General features: G+C 67.2%; 13 protein-coding genes. 6 read left to right on the top strand and 7 right to left on the bottom strand.

All coding sequences use genetic code 11. The features are described 5' to 3' along the window. Positions 1 to 16 precede the first annotated feature (16 nt). The 5 genes from RBB34_RS03535 (at position 17) to RBB34_RS03515 (ending at position 5,918) form a co-directional block, all read left to right on the top strand. Positions 17 to 2,056, top strand: a complete 2,040-nt coding sequence (locus RBB34_RS03535; protein ID WP_306117818.1) for an ASKHA domain-containing protein — start codon at positions 17 to 19, stop codon at positions 2,054 to 2,056. A gap of 46 nt (positions 2,057 to 2,102) precedes the next feature. Further along, positions 2,103 to 3,311 carry an MFS transporter gene (locus RBB34_RS03530; protein WP_306117805.1) on the top strand — a complete coding sequence of 403 codons (1,209 nt, stop codon included), beginning with the start codon at positions 2,103 to 2,105 and terminating at the stop codon, positions 3,309 to 3,311. 298 nt (positions 3,312 to 3,609) lie between these two features. Beyond that, complete coding sequence (locus RBB34_RS03525) at positions 3,610 to 3,756, top strand: hypothetical protein (RefSeq protein ID WP_306117804.1); 147 nt, start codon at positions 3,610 to 3,612, stop codon at positions 3,754 to 3,756. A 274-nt stretch (positions 3,757 to 4,030) separates the two neighbouring features. Continuing rightward, entirely contained in the window at positions 4,031 to 5,035 is a 1,005-nt protein-coding gene (locus RBB34_RS03520; RefSeq protein ID WP_306117803.1) for a GlxA family transcriptional regulator, read from the top strand. A 25-nt stretch (positions 5,036 to 5,060) separates the two neighbouring features. Then, the gene (locus RBB34_RS03515) at positions 5,061 to 5,918 is read left to right on the top strand and encodes a substrate-binding domain-containing protein (RefSeq protein ID WP_306117802.1); all 858 of its coding nucleotides are present in this window, start codon (positions 5,061 to 5,063) and stop codon (positions 5,916 to 5,918) included. A 17-nt stretch (positions 5,919 to 5,935) separates the two neighbouring features. Here the strand turns inward: RBB34_RS03515 and RBB34_RS03510 are convergent, their stop codons facing one another. The 5 genes from RBB34_RS03510 to RBB34_RS03490 form a co-directional block, all read right to left on the bottom strand. Beyond that, complete coding sequence (locus tag RBB34_RS03510; RefSeq protein ID WP_306117801.1) at positions 5,936 to 6,331, bottom strand: VOC family protein; 396 nt, start codon at positions 6,329 to 6,331, stop codon at positions 5,936 to 5,938. Between the two features lie 26 nt (positions 6,332 to 6,357). After that, the gene (locus RBB34_RS03505; RefSeq protein WP_306117800.1) at positions 6,358 to 7,041 is read right to left on the bottom strand and encodes an ABC transporter permease; all 684 of its coding nucleotides are present in this window, start codon (positions 7,039 to 7,041) and stop codon (positions 6,358 to 6,360) included. A 74-nt stretch (positions 7,042 to 7,115) separates the two neighbouring features. Continuing rightward, positions 7,116 to 7,922: a DUF1194 domain-containing protein gene (locus tag RBB34_RS03500; protein ID WP_306117799.1), complete on the bottom strand. Its 807-nt coding sequence runs from the start codon at positions 7,920 to 7,922 to the stop codon at positions 7,116 to 7,118. Positions 7,923 to 8,111: 189 nt separating this feature from the next. Next, positions 8,112 to 8,612 (bottom strand): thermonuclease family protein, encoded by a 501-nt coding sequence (locus RBB34_RS03495; protein ID WP_306117798.1) that lies wholly within the window; start codon positions 8,610 to 8,612, stop codon positions 8,112 to 8,114. A 91-nt stretch (positions 8,613 to 8,703) separates the two neighbouring features. Then, positions 8,704 to 11,214: an FAD-dependent oxidoreductase gene (locus RBB34_RS03490; protein WP_306117797.1), complete on the bottom strand. Its 2,511-nt coding sequence runs from the start codon at positions 11,212 to 11,214 to the stop codon at positions 8,704 to 8,706. Positions 11,215 to 11,401: 187 nt separating this feature from the next. Here RBB34_RS03490 and RBB34_RS03485 point away from each other — a divergent pair, with 187 nt between their 5' ends. Continuing rightward, positions 11,402 to 13,123 (top strand): hypothetical protein, encoded by a 1,722-nt coding sequence (locus RBB34_RS03485; RefSeq protein ID WP_306117796.1) that lies wholly within the window; start codon positions 11,402 to 11,404, stop codon positions 13,121 to 13,123. On the opposite strand, the gene RBB34_RS03480 is transcribed toward RBB34_RS03485, so the two are convergent. Beyond that, positions 13,110 to 14,300, bottom strand: a complete 1,191-nt coding sequence (locus RBB34_RS03480) for a hypothetical protein (RefSeq protein ID WP_306117795.1) — start codon at positions 14,298 to 14,300, stop codon at positions 13,110 to 13,112. The two genes, RBB34_RS03485 and RBB34_RS03480, sit on opposite strands and share 14 nt — an antisense overlap. Before the next feature lie 5 nt (positions 14,301 to 14,305). After that, positions 14,306 to 15,751 carry an aspartate aminotransferase family protein gene (locus tag RBB34_RS03475; protein ID WP_306117817.1) on the bottom strand — a complete coding sequence of 482 codons (1,446 nt, stop codon included), beginning with the start codon at positions 15,749 to 15,751 and terminating at the stop codon, positions 14,306 to 14,308. Positions 15,752 to 15,775: the final 24 nt, after the last annotated feature.

Raw genomic sequence — 15,775 nt, 5'->3', positions numbered from 1 at the left:
TGGGGGCAATCGCGCAATGGCTGACCCCCTCGTCCTGTTCATGCCCTCGGGCCGGCGCGGGCGGTTTCCGGTCGGAACGCCGGTGCTCGACGCCGCGCGCGAACTGGGCGTCTATGTGGAAAGCGTGTGCGGCGGGCGCGGCATTTGCGGGCGCTGCCAGGTCGAGGTCGCCGAAGGGCAATTCGCCAAGCACGGCATCACGTCTTCCAGCGACCACATCTCCGCTTTCGGCCCCAAGGAACGGCGCTATGCCGAAAAGCGCGATCTGAAGCCCGGCCGCCGCCTGTCCTGTTCGGCGACGGTGCAGGGCGATCTGGTCATCGACGTGCCGGCCGACGCGCAGGTCAACGCCCAGCTCGTGCGCAAGGCGGCCGACACCAAGGTCTTCCCGCGCAATCCGGCCCTGCAATTGTGCTATGTCGAACCCGACGAGCCCGACATGGAAAAGCCGCTCGGCGATCTCGACCGGCTGTTCGCCGCCCTGCATGCCGAATGGGGCTTCGAGCAACTGTCGGCCGACCCGCACCTTCTGCCGCAGGTGCAGGCGATCCTGCGCAAAGGACAGTGGGCGGTGACCACCGCCGTGCACCAGCCCGAGACCGGCGGACCCGCCACGCTCGTCGCGCTCTGGCCCGGGCTGAAGAACGAGGCCTACGGCATTGCCTGCGATATCGGCTCGACCACCATCGCGCTGCATCTGGTCTCGCTCCTGTCCGGGCTGACCATCGCCTCGGCCGGCGCCTCCAACCCGCAGATCCGCTTCGGCGAGGATCTGATGAGCCGGGTCTCCTACGTGATGATGAACCCCGACGGCCGCGAGGGCATGACCGAGGCGGTGCGCGAGGCGATCAACCGGCTGATCGAGGAGGTCGCCGAGACCGCCGGCATCGACCGGCACGACATCCTCGACGCCGTTTTCGTCGGCAATCCGATCATGCACCACCTGTTTCTCGGCATCGATCCGACCGAGTTGGGCGGCGCGCCGTTCGCGCTCGCCGTCTCGGGCGCGGTCGCCATGCCGGCCCGGGCGAACGGGCTCGATCTGAACGAGGGCGCCCGGCTCTACATGCTGCCCTGCATCGCCGGCCATGTCGGCGCGGACGCGGCCGCCGCGACCCTTGCCGAAGGCCCGCACCGGTCGGACGACATCATGCTGCTGGTCGATGTCGGCACCAATGCCGAGATCGTGCTGGGCAACAAGGACCATGTCGTCGCCGCCTCCTCGCCCACCGGCCCCGCCTTCGAGGGCGCCGAGATTTCTTCCGGCCAGCGCGCGGCGAACGGCGCCATCGAGCGCGTGCGCATCGATCCGGTGACGCTCGAGCCGCGCTTCAAGGTGATCGGCATCGAAATGTGGTCCGACGAGCCGGGCTTTGCCGAACAGGCCGAGACGGTCGGCGTGACCGGCATTTGCGGGTCGGGCATCATCGAGGTCGTCGCCGAGATGTTCCTGGCCCGCATCGCGTCCGAGGACGGCGTGATCGACGGCGCAATGGCGGCAAAGTCTTCACGCATCATCGCCGATGGCCGCACCTTCTCCTACGTGCTGCACGAGGGCAAACAGACGATCACCGTCACGCAGAACGACATCCGCGCCATCCAGCTCGCCAAGGCCGCGCTCTATGCCGGCATCAAGCTGCTGATGGACAGGATGGGGCTCGAGACGGTCGACCGGATCGGCCTCGCCGGCGCCTTCGGCAGCTTCATCGATCCCAAATACGCCATGGTGCTGGGCCTGATACCCGACTGCGACCTTGAAAACGTCAAGGCGGTCGGCAACGCGGCCGGCACGGGCGCGCGCATGGCGCTGATCAATCGCGACTATCGCCGCGAGATCGAAGAAACCGTCAGAAGGATCGAGAAGATCGAGACCGCGCTCGAGGCGAAGTTTCAGGACCATTTCGTCGCCGCCATGGCCATGCCCAACAAGGAAGACGCGTTTCCAAGGCTCGCCAAGGCCGTCAGCCTGCCGCCGCGCAAGCCGCCCCCGGCCAATGACGAAGGCGATGGCGCCGCGCCCAGACGCCGCCGCGGGGGCCGGCGCGGCCACACATGAGTGCCAGCGCATCGCGCCTTCAAAGAAACTGACTGGACGCGGCGCGTTGCCACGCTACACCGGGGCCATGCAATCGCGCCTTGCCACGCCTGTCGTTCTGGTGCTCGCGCTCTGGCTGGCCGGCCTGGGCGCGGCGGGCCAGTTCGCCAAGATGGCGGTCGTCTTCACCGAATTGCAGGCCTTTTACGGCCGGTCGGCCGTCGCCTCGGGTTTTCTGGTCTCGCTGATCTCGTTCGTCGGCCTGGTGCTCGGTCTTGTTGCGGGCCTTCTGGCCGTGCGCGTCGGCCTGCGCCGCCTGCTGCTGATCGGTCTGTTCCTGGGCGCGGCGATCTCGTTTGTCCAGGCGCTCCTGCCGCCGTTCTGGCTGATGATGGCCAGCCGCTTCGCCGAAGGGCTCGCCCATCTTGCCATTGTCGTGGCGACGCCCACGCTGATCGCGCAGATCGCTCCGAAGCCGCATCAGGGCGCGGCACTGACCCTGTGGGGCACGTTCTTCGGCGTCGCCTTTGCGGCCGTCGCGCTGCTTGCCCCGCCGGTCGTCGCCGCGTTCGGCCTTGGCGGTCTGTTCGCGGCCCATGGCGCCTGGATGCTCGGCTTCGGCGCGCTTCTCGCCGTCATCCTGCCCACCCCGCCCACGGCCGCGCTCGATGCGCCGTCGCTGAGCTGGCGCCGCATGCTGGAGCGGCATCGGGCGGTCTATACCTCGCCCTTCATCGGCGCTTCACCGCTTGCCTGGGTGTTCTACACGCTCACCTTCGTCGCGCTTCTGGCCGTGCTGCCGGGGCTTGTCGACCCGGCAAGGCGCATATTCGCCGCGACCTGGATGCCGCTGGCCAGCATCATCGCCTCGATGACGCTCGGCGTTGTCCTGTTGCGTCACGTCCCGGCCGTGACGGTGGTCGTGATCGGCTTCGCCAGCGCGACGATCCCGGCCGCCGCCATGGCCGTGCTCGGTCCCTCGGCCTGGCTCGGGATCGCGCTGTTTGCCTGTCTGGGCCTTGTCCAGGGCGCAAGCTTTGCCGCCGTGCCGCAGCTCAACCCGACCGACGCCGATCGCGCCCTTGCCAATGGCGGCCTGGCGCAGATGGGCAATGTCGGCAACACCGCCGGCACGCCGGTGCTCGCCGCCATTGTCGCCATGACCGGCTTCGCCGGCGTTCCGGCCTTCCTGATCGCCTGCTACGGGGCGGCCATCGCGATCCATCTGGCGCTCGGTGCCGCACGGGCGCGAGCGGCGCCGGGCGCGATTCGCTGACCGGTCGCGCACGACGTCGCGATCGCGCCCCGTCCGGGTCGCATTCGGACCGTGGCCATGTCGGAAAAGCCATACATGTCTTCGCATTTCCCGTCGCAAACGGGCCGCCAAGCGCCCATATGAAGACCATGAGCCGCCCGAACGGGGATGCGCGAATCGGATGATCCCAACCGTCCGATAGCCATCCTGATAATAGCCGGCGGGTTCTTGCCAAACGGCGGGTCCATACCGTCGTCCGGAACCCGATCGGTCGCGCCAAGGCTGCTCCGTGTGAAATGGCAAACGCATGGAGTGCAACATGTCTATCTTCGCAAGGCTGTTCGGCCATAGAGCCGACACGCACGACAATCTGGCCACGGTGCTCGAACGCCGGCGACTGGCCAGAACGATGCCCGGAGAGACCGGTGCGCGCGCCGGCTCGCGATACGGCTTCATCATCAACTGAGCGGTTCGGCCCGACCGCGCCATGCCCGACCGCGCCATGCCGGACCAACATGTCAACCGACATGGCGAAAAGCGCGGGCCTGGCGCGGTGGTGCGCCACCGATCCATGGCCTGCGCCCCACCGGGCGCGGGACCTGATGCACGATTGCGGACCATGAGATGTGCGATGGCCGAAACGACTTGCAAAAGCTGTGCCTGGCTGGTTGTGTGTCAGTCAGGTGACAGTATCGACATTGTTGTGGCGTAGCACGTCTTACTTGCCGGGAGGCCGACGCATGAACAGCCACAGCCCACAGCACCCGCTGCGTACGGTGGCATTTCTTCTTGCCCCGAACTTCACCATGGTAGCGTTTTCGGCGGCGATCGAGGCGTTGCGTCTGGCCAACCGGGTTGCCGGATTTCGGGCCTATGACTGGCGGCTGGTCAGCGAGACCGGCGAGCCGGCAAGGGCGTCCAACGGCGTGCTGGTCGCCGTCGATGGCGCCATCGCCGACGAGCGCGCGCTTCTGGCGACGCCGCGGCGCGCCTCGCTCGTCCTAGTGTGCGGCGGTGTCGAGATCGAACGCAACACGACCGGCGCGATGACCGGTTTCGTGCGCGAGGTGCATGCGCGCGGCGTCGCCGTGGGCGGGCTGTGCACGGGCGCCTATGTCATCGCCAGTGCCGGTCTGCTGTCGGGCCGGCGCTGCGCCATCCATTGGGAGAACCTGCCCGGCTTTGCCGAACTGTTTCCCGATGCCGAGGTCTATGCCGACCTTTACGAGATCGACGGCGACATCCACACCTGCGCGGGCGGCACGGCGACGCTCGACATGATGCTGGCCCTGATCGGCCGCGATCTGGGCGAAGAGGCGGTCAATCGCATCTGCGAGCAGTTGCTTACCGACCGCGTTCGCGAGGCCGGCGATCGCCAGCGCCTGCCGCTGCGCGCCCGGCTGGGCGTGCACAATGGCCGTGTGCTCGAGATCATCGAACTGATGGAAGCCAATCTCGCCGAGCCGCTGTCGCTGCTCGAGATCGCCGACCGGGTGCGCCTGTCGCGTCGCCAGATCGAGCGCCTGTTCCGGCAGGAGATGGGCCGGTCGCCGGCGCGCTACTATCTGGAAATCCGGCTCGACCATGCGCGCAACCTGCTCCTGCAGTCGGCGATGCCGGTCGTCGAGGTGGCCGTCGCCTGCGGCTTCGTCTCGGCGTCTCACTTCTCCAAGTGCTATCGGGAAGCCTATGCCAAGTCGCCACTGCAGGAACGTGCCGAACGACGCCAGTTGCTCGTCGCGTGAACGGGCGGAACCCGCTGCCAGGCTGATGCGCGTCCTCGCCTTGCTGATCGGTGCCCTGTGGGCGATCCTTGCGGTTGCCGGCCCGGCTGCGGCCCAGAACGCCGCGGGCGGGGAAAGCCCGTCCCAGGACAGGCGGTTCCTGCTGGCGACCACGACCTCGACGGAAAATGCCGGCCTGCTCGACGCCATCATTCCGCAATTCACGCAAGCCACGGGCATCGCCATCGATGTCGTCGCCGTCGGCACCGGCCAGGCCATGGAAATGGGCCGGCGCGGCGATGCCGACGCGATCCTGGTGCACGACCCGGTCGGCGAGGCGCAATTCGTCGCCAATGGCTACGGCACCGACCGCCGCGATGTGATGTACAATGATTTCGTCATCATCGGGCCGGCCGCCGACCCGGCGGGCCTGGCCGGGGCGGCCGACACCGCCGAAGCGCTCACCCGGATCGCCGAAACGCGCTCGGTCTTCGTCTCGCGCGGCGACGACAGCGGCACCCACCGCAAGGAATTGCGGCTGTGGGCGCTGACCGGCATGGACCCGGCCGACTTCGGCGGCTGGTATCGCGAGGCCGGCGCCGGCATGGGCCAGACCATCATCACCACCACGCAGATGAACGCCTACACCATGAGCGATCGCGCCACCTGGGTGAAGTTCCGCCGCAAGGGCGACCATGCCATCGTCTTCGAGCAGGACCCGCCGCTTCACAATCCCTACGCCTCGATCATCGTCACCCATGAAGCGATCCCGCAGGCGCAGACCGCCTGGGCGCGACAATGGCACCATTGGTTGACCGGCGAAGCCGGCCGCCAGGCGATCCGCGACTATCGGGTCGAGGGCCAGCAATTGTTCTTCATCGCCGATGACGGCCCGGCGGGCTGAACCGGCGCTCGCGATCCCTATGGCAGATTGAGTTGCCAGGAGACGCCGTAACGGTCGGCCACCCAGGCGAAGCGCCGCGAGAACGGATAGCTGTCCAGCGCCATGAGCACCTGTCCGCCTTCGGACAAGCCCTCGAACACCTGCGTGATCTCCTCGTCATCGGTGCAATTGACGAAGATGGACGCGGCCGGAGTGAAGGTGAAGCCGTGATCGACGGTGGAATCGATCGCCATGAAGTTCTGCCCGCCCAGCGTCCATTCGGCGCGCCGCACCAGGCCCTCATTGCCGCCCTCGCCCGGACCGTACCTGTCCAGCCGCACGATGCGCATGTCGTCGAACAGCGAGCCGTACAGATCGAGCGCCGCCTCGGCATCGCCCGCAAACATCAAGAAGGTCCAAACGCGGCGTTCCATCGGTCCGATCCCGCCGGGCTTCGTGCTTACCCGGCCCTGACAACACGTTCGCGCGTCACCCACCACGTAATGACGGTTATCGCAAGGGAAATCGCAACCAGAATGAGGCCGAGCGCCACGGCGGTGTTGAAATTGCCCTGCCGGGTCTCCAGCGTGATCGCCGTGGTCATCACCCGTGTCGACCCACGGATGTTGCCGCCGACGATCATCACCGCGCCGACCTCGGAGACCGCCCGGCCGAAGGCGACGAGGAACGCGGTGACGAGCCCGGCGCGCGCCATCGCCATGAGCTGGGCCATCTGCCGCCACCGCGAGCGGATGTCGAGGCGCAGCTGGTCGCCGTGATCGGCCCATGGCCCCGCGCAGGCACGGTGCGAAAAGACCGTGATCACCGGCAGCGTGATGAAGACCTGGGCGATGATGATCGCGGTGGGCGTGAACAGCAGGCCGAACCAGCCAAGCGGTCCCGACCGGGAAAGCAGGATATAGACGACAAGCCCGACCACCACCGTCGGCACGGCCAGAAGCGCCGAGAAGATGGCGAGCCCGATCCGCCGCGGCCGGTCGGCCGCCGTACACAGCAACGCGCCCAAAGGTGCGCCGACCGCCATGCCGATCAGCGACGCTGTCAGGCTCACCCGCACCGAAAGCAGCACGATCTCGACGACTTCCCGACCATCGGCCATGGCGAGCCCATAGACGGTTTGCACGTCGTTGCAAATCGGCTTCGTTCCGGCGCGGCGACGGCTCGCTCGCCGGCAAGCCCAGGCGATGACCGTTGAAATCAGCGCAGGTTGCGATTGCCCCGGAGCCGTTCGCCGATGGTGCAGTCGATGGCGCGGCCGCCCCCTGCCTGTGCCTTCATTATGCGCGCCGTCGGCGTCGGCCCGGCAAGTTCCAGCACGATCTTGCGGCGCACCGCCTCTGGGAATTCCGGCCAGTCGCGAACCGGCAGCATGAACGAGCCCGGACCGCCGATCACGCAGGCCTGGTAATAGACGTCAAGGCCGGATATGTCGAAGCCAAGCCCGCCCATCCACGGTTCGACCATGATCGGCAGTCCGTTGATGACGATGCCGGCATCGAGCGCCTCGTCGCGCGCCACGTCGACGCGACCGCCCTGGTTGTTGGGGCCGTCGCCGGAGATGTCGATCACGCGCCTCAGGCCGTCATAGTCATTGCCCTCGATCGCCCCGATGCCGTAGCGAATGGCGCCGCTGATCGATGTGTTGCGCATGTTGGAGATCGGCGCCGCCGACAGCCGCTCGGCGAAGGCGTTGGCGCTGTCGGCCCCGTCGATGATGGTCCAGGGCACGATCACGCGCTGCAGGTCGCTGCGCGCCCATTCCACATAGGTGACCGCGACCTTGCCAATCAGCCCGCCGGCGATGGCCTCGTGCACGAGCGGGGAACGGAACGCCTCGGCGTAGCCGCGACGCTGGATTTGCAGTTCGTTGAAGCGCATCGAGCCGGAGACGTCGACGGCCAGCACCAGTTCGACGTCGACCTGTTCGGGCTGCGCCCGAGCATCGGGACCGGCGATGGCGATCATCGTCACAAGGACCAGCAGTTTCGCGCCGAACTGTCTCATCATGACACAAGTATATAGGTCAGCGGCGTCGCACGAACATCTCACAATGCAAACAGATCGGGCCCCGGCTTCACCCTCGATTGGCGGGGCCGGTCGCGTCCTGCCGTCGAAGATTTGCAAATGCCTGCCGGAACAAGGGCTTGGATCGCCGCCCACGCGCGCGGCGATCGCATCGGCGGCCGACTCCGGTCAGCACCAGTCCTGTTGATAGCCCTGCCAAACGTGTGCCAGCCCCTCGCCGATCAGGATCGTGCCCACATCGCCACGGGGAATGGCGACCCGGGCCAGCGTTCGTCCGTAGCGGTCCGTGCCGGTGCGCTCGATCGACAATTGCGCGCTTGACAGCATTTCGCTCAGGCGCTGCTGGGCGCGTCGCGCCAGCGCCCTTTCATGGGCGCACGCGCCGCGCATTTCGGGCGTGTTGTAGCCCTGCATGCGGATCTTCTCGCCCCGAAACCAGATCGTGTCGCCATCGACGACGCAGTTCACGCGCCGGGCGGCGCCACAGATCGGCATGGGCGTGACCCTGGCCATCGACGCCGGTTGCGGCGAAAGCGGCGCCAGGGTGCGCGAGCCGATGACGAGCGCGACGGCCGCGCCGGTCGCAAGTGCCACCGCCAGCATGGCGGCGATGGACAACCCGCCAGGGCGGCGCTCGCCAACGGCGCGAATCGAGATAATCCTTGCCATGATGCAAGGCTAACGCACCAGGGTGAACGATTTGGCCCATGGTGCGCGTCAGGATGGCGCAATCAACAACTTTCGGTTGCTCTGAAGCCTGCTACGATCTTAACGCGATATTCTTGGGGTCGAACGGGCTTTCGGCGATCACCGTCGCCCGGTGCGGTTGGCCAAGCAGCTTGATGCGCAGTTCGGTGCCCTGACCGGCGAATTCCGGGCGCACCATGGCGAGCGCCAGCGACTTGCCGACCCGCCAGCCATAGGCGCCACTCGTCGCCCGGCCGATCAGCGCGCCCTGGCCGTCGGTGATCGCCTCCGAGCCGCGCGGATCGTACCGGTCGACATCGTGCACCTCCAGCGTCACCAGCCGCCAGCGCAGGCCCTCGGCCGCGGCCTTCTCGACCGCCGCCTTGCCGATGAAACCGGGCTTGTCGAGCTTGACGAAGCGGTCGAGCCCGCTTTCGAGCGCGTTGTACTCGATCGACAGTTCGCGGCCGGGCAGCCGATAGCTCTTTTCGACCGCCATCGAGGTCATGGCGCGAATGCCGAACGGCCTGATGCCGAACTCGGCGCCGGCCTGCATCAGCGTGTCGTAGAGATAGTTCTGCATCTCGATCGGGTGATGCAGCTCCCAGCCAAGCTCGCCCACGAAATTGACGCGCAGCGCATGGCAGCGCGCCCGGCCCACGGAAATCGGCCGGCCCGACAGCCAGCGAAAGGCCTCGTTGGCCATGTCCGCGCGTGTCAGCTTTTGCAGCACCTGACGCGAGCGCGGTCCGGCGAGCACCAGAACGCCCCACTGGGCGGTGACCGGTTGCATGCGCACGCTGCCGTCCTCGGGCAGCAGCTTGTTCATGACGTCGTGGTCATGGGTCTCAAGCGCGCCGGCCGACACCAGGTAGAACCCGTCCGGCCGCCGGTAGACGGTGAACTCGGAACGCACGCCGCCCTGTTTCGTCAGCACATGGCACAGCGCGATCCGGCCCGCGCGCGCCGGCACCCGGTTGGCGAAGACACGGTTCAGCCAGTCCTCGGCGCCCGGCCCGCTGACCCAGCACTTGGCGAAGGCCGTCATGTCCAGAAGCCCGACATTGTCGTGCACGTTGCGCACCTCGGCGCCGATATGGGCAAAGGCGTTGGACCGGCCAAAGCGCAGCCTTTCCTTGATCCTGCCGTCCTGCGGGTGCGACAGGTGGTTGCGCGCGATGACGTCGGGATAGGCGCGGTCCTCCTCCGGCACCTGGTAATCCGGCGACGGGGCGAACCAGTTGGCTCGCTCCCAGCCATAGACCGACCCGAACACCGCGCCCAGCGCCTTCTGCCGGTCATGGGATGGCGACGTCTTCAGCGGCCGGCCGGCCGGGCGCTCCTCCTCGGGATAGTGCGGCGTGAAGACATTGGCATAGGCCTCCTCGTTCTTTTCGATCAGATAGCCCTCGTCGGCATAGGGGCCGAAGCGGCGCGGATCGACGCCCATCATGTCGATGGACGGTTCGCCCTCCACGATCCATTCGGCCAGTTGCCAGCCCGCCCCGCCGGCCGCCGTCACGCCGAAGGAATGGCCCTCGCTCAGCCAGAAATTCTTCAGCCCCGGTGCCGGGCCGATGATCGGCGAGCCATCCGGCGTATACGCGATCGCACCATTGTAGACCTGCTTGACGCCGACCTCGCCGAAGGCCGGCACGCGCACGATCGCGCTTTCGATATGCGCGGTGATGCGCTCGAGATCCTCCTGGAAAAGCTCGTACTCGCTGTCGGCGGCCGGCCCGTCGACATAGCATGCCGGCGCCCCGGCCTCATACGGGCCGAGCAGCAGCCCGCCCGCCTCCTCGCGCATGTACCAGGCCGAATCGGAATCGCGCAGCACGCCCATCTCGGGCAGGCCCTGCGCGTGCCGTTCCCGGATCGCCGGGTGCGGCTCGGTGACGATGAACTGGTGCTCGACCGGGATCACCGGCACGTTGAGCCCGACCATGGCACCAGTGCGGCGGGCGAAATTGCCGGTCGCCGAGACCACGTGGTCGCAGGTGATCGCGCCCTTGTCGGTCGTCACCACCCAGCGCCCGTCGCCGCGCTGGTCGATGCCGGTGACGGTCGTGTTGCGATGGATCGTCGCGCCGCGGTCGCGGGCGCCCTTGGCCAGCGCCTGCGTCAGGTCGGCCGGCTGGATATAGCCGTCGTCCGGATGCCGGATCGCGCCGATCAGCCCGTCCGTCTCGCACAGCGGCCAGATCGCCTTGACCTGGTCGGGCGTGAGCACTTCGACCTCGATGCCCAGCGTTTCGGCGATGCCCTTGTAATACATGTACTCGTCCCAGCGGTCCGGCGTCTGGGCGAGGCGGATGTTGGAGCAGCGCGAAAAGCCGACATTCATGCCGGTCTCCTCCTGCAGCTTCGGATAAAAGCCCACCGAGTATTTGTGGATGTAGGAGACCGAGTAGGACAGGTTGAACAGCGGCAACAGCCCCGCCGCGTGCCAGGTCGACCCCGAGGTCAGCTCGCGCCGCTCCACCAGCACGACGTCGCTCCAGCCCTTCCTGGCCAGGTGATAGAGCGTGGAGACGCCCACGACCCCGCCGCCGATAACGACGGCCCGCGCTTCGGTCTTCATCGGCGCCTCCTTCCGATCGCGTGGCTGGCAGCGATATTGCCGGCCGGCCGGACGCCCCTCGCGCCCATTTGCGACAGGGCCGGGCAAAGGGGCGACGCCCATTAACGCTTCGCTAGCCAGCTTCGGTCAGGTTATGGCACGCTACCGTAACGGCCGGCCGTTTCCGAACCAACGCATCGCGGCAATCATGACCGACGCCCTCTCGCGCACCGAATATCACGCGCCGATCGACGCGCGCCCGTTCGCCATCGCCGCCTGGGCGACGCTCGGTCTGACCGGCCTCGTCGTCATCGCCCTGCTCGTGCTGCCCGTGCCGATGCCCATCGGCGCGATGTATTGGGACACCTTCCTTTATCCCGATGCCGCCCACCGTATCGCGCTGGGCCAGTTGCCCAATGTCGACTTCTTCACGCCCGTCGGACCGCTCGACTATTTTCTCTACGCGCTTGTGCAGGCGGTCTTCCCCGGCGCCCATCCGCTGCTCGCGGCAAGCTGGGCGGTAGCCCCGGTCACCATCCCCGCAATGGCACTGGTCACGCTCGATGTGACCCGCCGCGACCCGCTGCTCGCGCTGGCCCTTATCGTGCCCTTCGCCGTCTACACCGTCCTGCCCTTCAACACCTCGGACCACTACGTCTTCCCGGGCGCGGACGGCTTCGGCATCTACAACCGCCATGCCAGCCAATTGCTCTATGTGCTTGCCGCGACTCTCATCTTCGTGCGCGGCCAGTGGCTGCAGACCGCCCTGATCACCGCGCTCATGCTGGCGCTGTTCCTGGTCAAGATCACCGGTTTTGCCGCCGGCGGCCTTTTGTGCCTGCTCGCGCTCGTCGCCGGCCGCGTGCGGCTTCTGAGCGCCGTCGTCGCTGCCGCGATCTTCCTGCTCGCGCTTGCCGCGCTGCAGGCGGCCACCGGCATCACCGCGGCCTATCTCGCCGATATTCTCGCGCTGCTCGCCATCAATGACGCCAGCCTTGCGCTGCGCCTTGTCCAGGGCGCCTCGCGCACCGGCGGCACGGTCATATTCGCCGGCTTGCTGGCGCTGGCGCTGCTTGTCCTGCTGCCGCCGCGCGCGAGCCTCGACCAGCCGGCCTGGCGCGCCAGCCTCGACCATCCCGTGGTCTGGCTCGGTGCGGCGCTCATCGGCGGCATCTTCTTCGAGAGCCAGAACACCGGCAGCCAGGAGTTGATCGTGCTATGGCCGGTCGTGCTGCTCGCCCTGCGCATGGCCTGGCTGGACCAGGGCGCGACGGCCCGCACCGCCGTCATCGCGCTGCTGGCGGCCTGCACGGTGCTGCCCCCGCTCGTGCAGACGATCCAGCATGCCGCGCGTGCCAGTTTCGCCATGGTGCGGCAGGAGCCGCTCATCCACGACCATCTCAAATCGCTCGGTCGCGTCACCGTGCGCCCGCGCTGGATCGAGCGCCATGAGCGCATGCGCGCCCATTATCTCGAATATCCCCAGGTGTTCCGGGCGCTCGCCGACCGCCGCGAACTGCCGGCCTATGTCCTCTATTCGGAGCATGACTTCCAGTTCGGGCTTCTGCGGAACGCCGACGAATTGGTCGGCCGGCTCAAGGAGTTGGAGGCCGGCGGTCTCGACTACCAGACCGTCATGACGCTCGACTTCGCCAATCCCTTCCCCTGGCTGCTCGACAAGCAGGCCCCGCGCCACATCGCCATCGGCGCCGACCCGTACCGTGCCGTCCCCGAGCCCGATGCCCAGGTGCTGGGCGCGATCGGGGAAACCGACATCGTGCTCGAGCCGCAATGCCCCTATCGCGACAATTCTCGCGAACTGCGTGTCCTTTATGCCGAGGCGCTGACCGGGCACGTCAAGGTCGAGCTCACGCCCTGCTATCGGGCCTATGTGCAACCCCGGATCGCCGCCTGGCTCAGCGAGCGATAGCCGCCGGCACGAAACGCAGATCGCGCAGCGCCCCGATCAGCACCAGACCGAAGACGACCAGATACGCGAAGTGGAACCGCGTGTCGTAAAGCGGGAAAACCACCGTCTTGGCGCCGATCGCCAGCATCGTCGTCGCCAGGACCGCCGTCTGCCGGCGCGAAAAGGCAATGCCGCGCAGCGCCATCTGCCACCACGCGAACCCGCCCACGATCAGCACGGCCAGCCAGCTCTGCTCGACCAGCGAGCGCACCAGCACCCGCACCTGCGCATCCAGATAGACGGCGATCGAGAACTCCGGATCGAAGCCGACCAGCGTCGGCACGTATTCGACATTGGTGAACCAGTAATGCACCCACCAGCCCGGATGGTCGGCGCCCATCGTCATCGGCCCATAGGCGATCAGCCCGGCAAGGAAGGCGGCGGTGACGCCCCACGAGAACGACCGGGCGAACAGCGCGACGACCATCAGCACGCCCAGATAGGCCAGATGATCGGGCCGGGCGAGAAAGGCCAGCAACAGCAGCCCCGCCGTCAGCGCCTCGCGCCGGGCAAGGAAGGCCAGCATGCCACCGATAAGGAACATCGCCGACAGTGCGTCGGGCGTCGTCTGCCGGGCAACCTCGCCGAACTGGGCGGCCATGGCGAGCGCCAGCGCCAGCGGGGCAAGGTGCAGCGCCCGCTCGCGCGCCAGCCACAGCGTCATCGCAATGCCGATCGCAAAGGCCGGCACGACAGCGAGCAGCCGCAGCGCCGTATAGGGATCGACCAGGCCGGAAAGCCAGCGCGTGGCTTCCACATACAGGACCTTGACCCGGTAGAAGCCGAGCATGGAATGAAACGCAGCCGGGTCGGCTTGTTGGGCGATGCGATAGTCGCGATCCTGCGTCAGAACGAGGAAGTCGCCGGCCGGCACGTTCTGGCGTACCGTGTCGTAGGCATGGGCATGCAGCGCCTCGACGGAAACGCCCGGCGCCTCATGCGCGGCGGCCAGATAGGCCAGCATGTCCCAATTGTGCACCGGGAACACCCAGGCCACGACGGCCACCGTCGCGGTAAAGGCCAGCATGATCGCAAGGCCGAGCGGCGCCGAGAACGCGCCGGCCCGCCGCGTCAGCCATTCGGCGGTGGCGAGCAGCCGGACCGTGATGTCCTCGACGATCCGCCCGGCCCCGACCATGCGCGTCAGTTGACCTGGCTCTTGATGAAGTCGCGCACGATGGCGACGATCCCCCGTTCGAGCAGCGCGTCGAAGCCGGCGATGAACCGTTCGACATCGGCGCGCTGGCAGATCAGCGCCGGCTCGAGCCGGATGACGTTGCGGTTGTACTCGGTGAAGGCAACGAGGATGTCGTGGTCGCGCAGCAGGAGCGCGCCAACGAAGCCCGACAGCGAGCCCTTGAGCTTGTCGTCGAGCACGGCGACCGCCGGGCGCAGCACGGCGGGGAGCGTCTGCGAGAAGTCGTGAAACTCCACCCCCACCATGAAGCCCTGGCCGCGCACATCCTTGATGATCTTCGGATATTTGGCCTGAAGGCGCCTCAGTTCGGCGATCAGATAGGCGCCGGTCTCGGCGGCATTGTCGATCAGGCCTTCCTCGTAGAGCGTGTTGATCGTCTCGATGGCGGTCACCGAGGCTTCGCCGATCCCGCCGAAGGTGGCCTGGGCATGGATCATCGCGGTCTTGGGCGTGCCATAGGCCTTCATGTAGATGTCGCGGCGGGCGATCATGGCGGCCATCGCGCATTTGCCGCCGCCCAGCGACTTGGCGAGCGCGGTGACGTCCGGCACCACGCCATGGTGCTCGAAGGCGTAGAAGCGGCCGGTGCGGCCCAGCCCGCACTGCACCTCGTCGGCGACCCAGATCACGTCATGTTCGTCGCACAGCGCCCGCAGCTTGCGCCAGTATTCGGTCGGCGCCTCGATGATGCCGCCGCCGCCCTGGATGGTCTCGAGACAGATCACGCCGATTTCCTGATGCGCCTTGAAGGCCGCTTCCACCGCCTCGATGTCGCCGAAGGGCACTTTCACATTGTCGCCGAGCAGCTTGAACTCGCCGCGATAGAGCGGCCCGTCGGTAATCGACAGCACGCCCTTGGTCTTGCCGTGAAACGAGTTATGCGCATACACGACCATCGGTCGCTTCGGCCCGGCGGCGCGCTCGGCGACCTTCAGCGCCGCTTCCATGGCCTCCGAGCCGGACGAGCCCAGGAACACCATGTCGAGGTCGCCGGGCGAACAGGCGGCGATGTTGTGCGCCAGGGCCGAGGCGTATTGCGACATGAACGCCATGGCGATCTCGTGGCGCTTTTCGTCCTGAAAGGCCTTGCGGGCCTGAAGAATGCGCGGATGGTTGTGACCGAGCGCCAGCGAACCGAATCCGCCGAAGAAATCGAGGATACGCCGCCCGTCCTGGTCGACATATTCCATGCCCTCGGCGCTTTCGATCTTGATCTTGTGAAAGCCCAGCAGCTTCATGAAATGGAGCTGGCCGGGATTGAGATGCGCCTTGAAGAGCTCCGTCATCTGGTCGACGTCCATCGCCTTGGCCTCGGCGACGGTGAGCAGGTCGGGCTTTTCGACCGGACCGCGGGCGGGCTGCGCCATGGCGTCGGGCATGGGCGTGGCCATGTCGGGCGCCTCGACGACCGGCTT

This window comes from Roseitalea sp. MMSF_3546, assembly GCF_030732865.1.
Taxonomy (GTDB): Bacteria; Pseudomonadota; Alphaproteobacteria; order Rhizobiales; family Rhizobiaceae; genus Roseitalea.
Note: the sequence above shows the minus strand (reverse complement) of the source record. Positions and strands in the feature narration are given on the sequence as shown.

Coding starts and splice junctions, on each gene's coding strand:
- RBB34_RS03535 (WP_306117818.1), top strand. CDS start 17: ATGGCTGACCCCCTCGTCCTGTTCATGCCCTCGGGCCGGCGCGGGCGG.
- RBB34_RS03525 (WP_306117804.1), top strand. CDS start 3,610: ATGTCTATCTTCGCAAGGCTGTTCGGCCATAGAGCCGACACGCACGAC.
- RBB34_RS03520 (WP_306117803.1), top strand. CDS start 4,031: ATGAACAGCCACAGCCCACAGCACCCGCTGCGTACGGTGGCATTTCTT.
- RBB34_RS03515 (WP_306117802.1), top strand. CDS start 5,061: ATGCGCGTCCTCGCCTTGCTGATCGGTGCCCTGTGGGCGATCCTTGCG.
- RBB34_RS03510 (WP_306117801.1), bottom strand. CDS start 6,331: ATGGAACGCCGCGTTTGGACCTTCTTGATGTTTGCGGGCGATGCCGAG.
- RBB34_RS03500 (WP_306117799.1), bottom strand. CDS start 7,922: ATGAGACAGTTCGGCGCGAAACTGCTGGTCCTTGTGACGATGATCGCC.
- RBB34_RS03495 (WP_306117798.1), bottom strand. CDS start 8,612: ATGGCAAGGATTATCTCGATTCGCGCCGTTGGCGAGCGCCGCCCTGGC.
- RBB34_RS03490 (WP_306117797.1), bottom strand. CDS start 11,214: ATGAAGACCGAAGCGCGGGCCGTCGTTATCGGCGGCGGGGTCGTGGGC.
- RBB34_RS03485 (WP_306117796.1), top strand. CDS start 11,402: ATGACCGACGCCCTCTCGCGCACCGAATATCACGCGCCGATCGACGCG.
- RBB34_RS03480 (WP_306117795.1), bottom strand. CDS start 14,300: ATGGTCGGGGCCGGGCGGATCGTCGAGGACATCACGGTCCGGCTGCTC.
- RBB34_RS03475 (WP_306117817.1), bottom strand. CDS start 15,751: ATGGCCACGCCCATGCCCGACGCCATGGCGCAGCCCGCCCGCGGTCCG.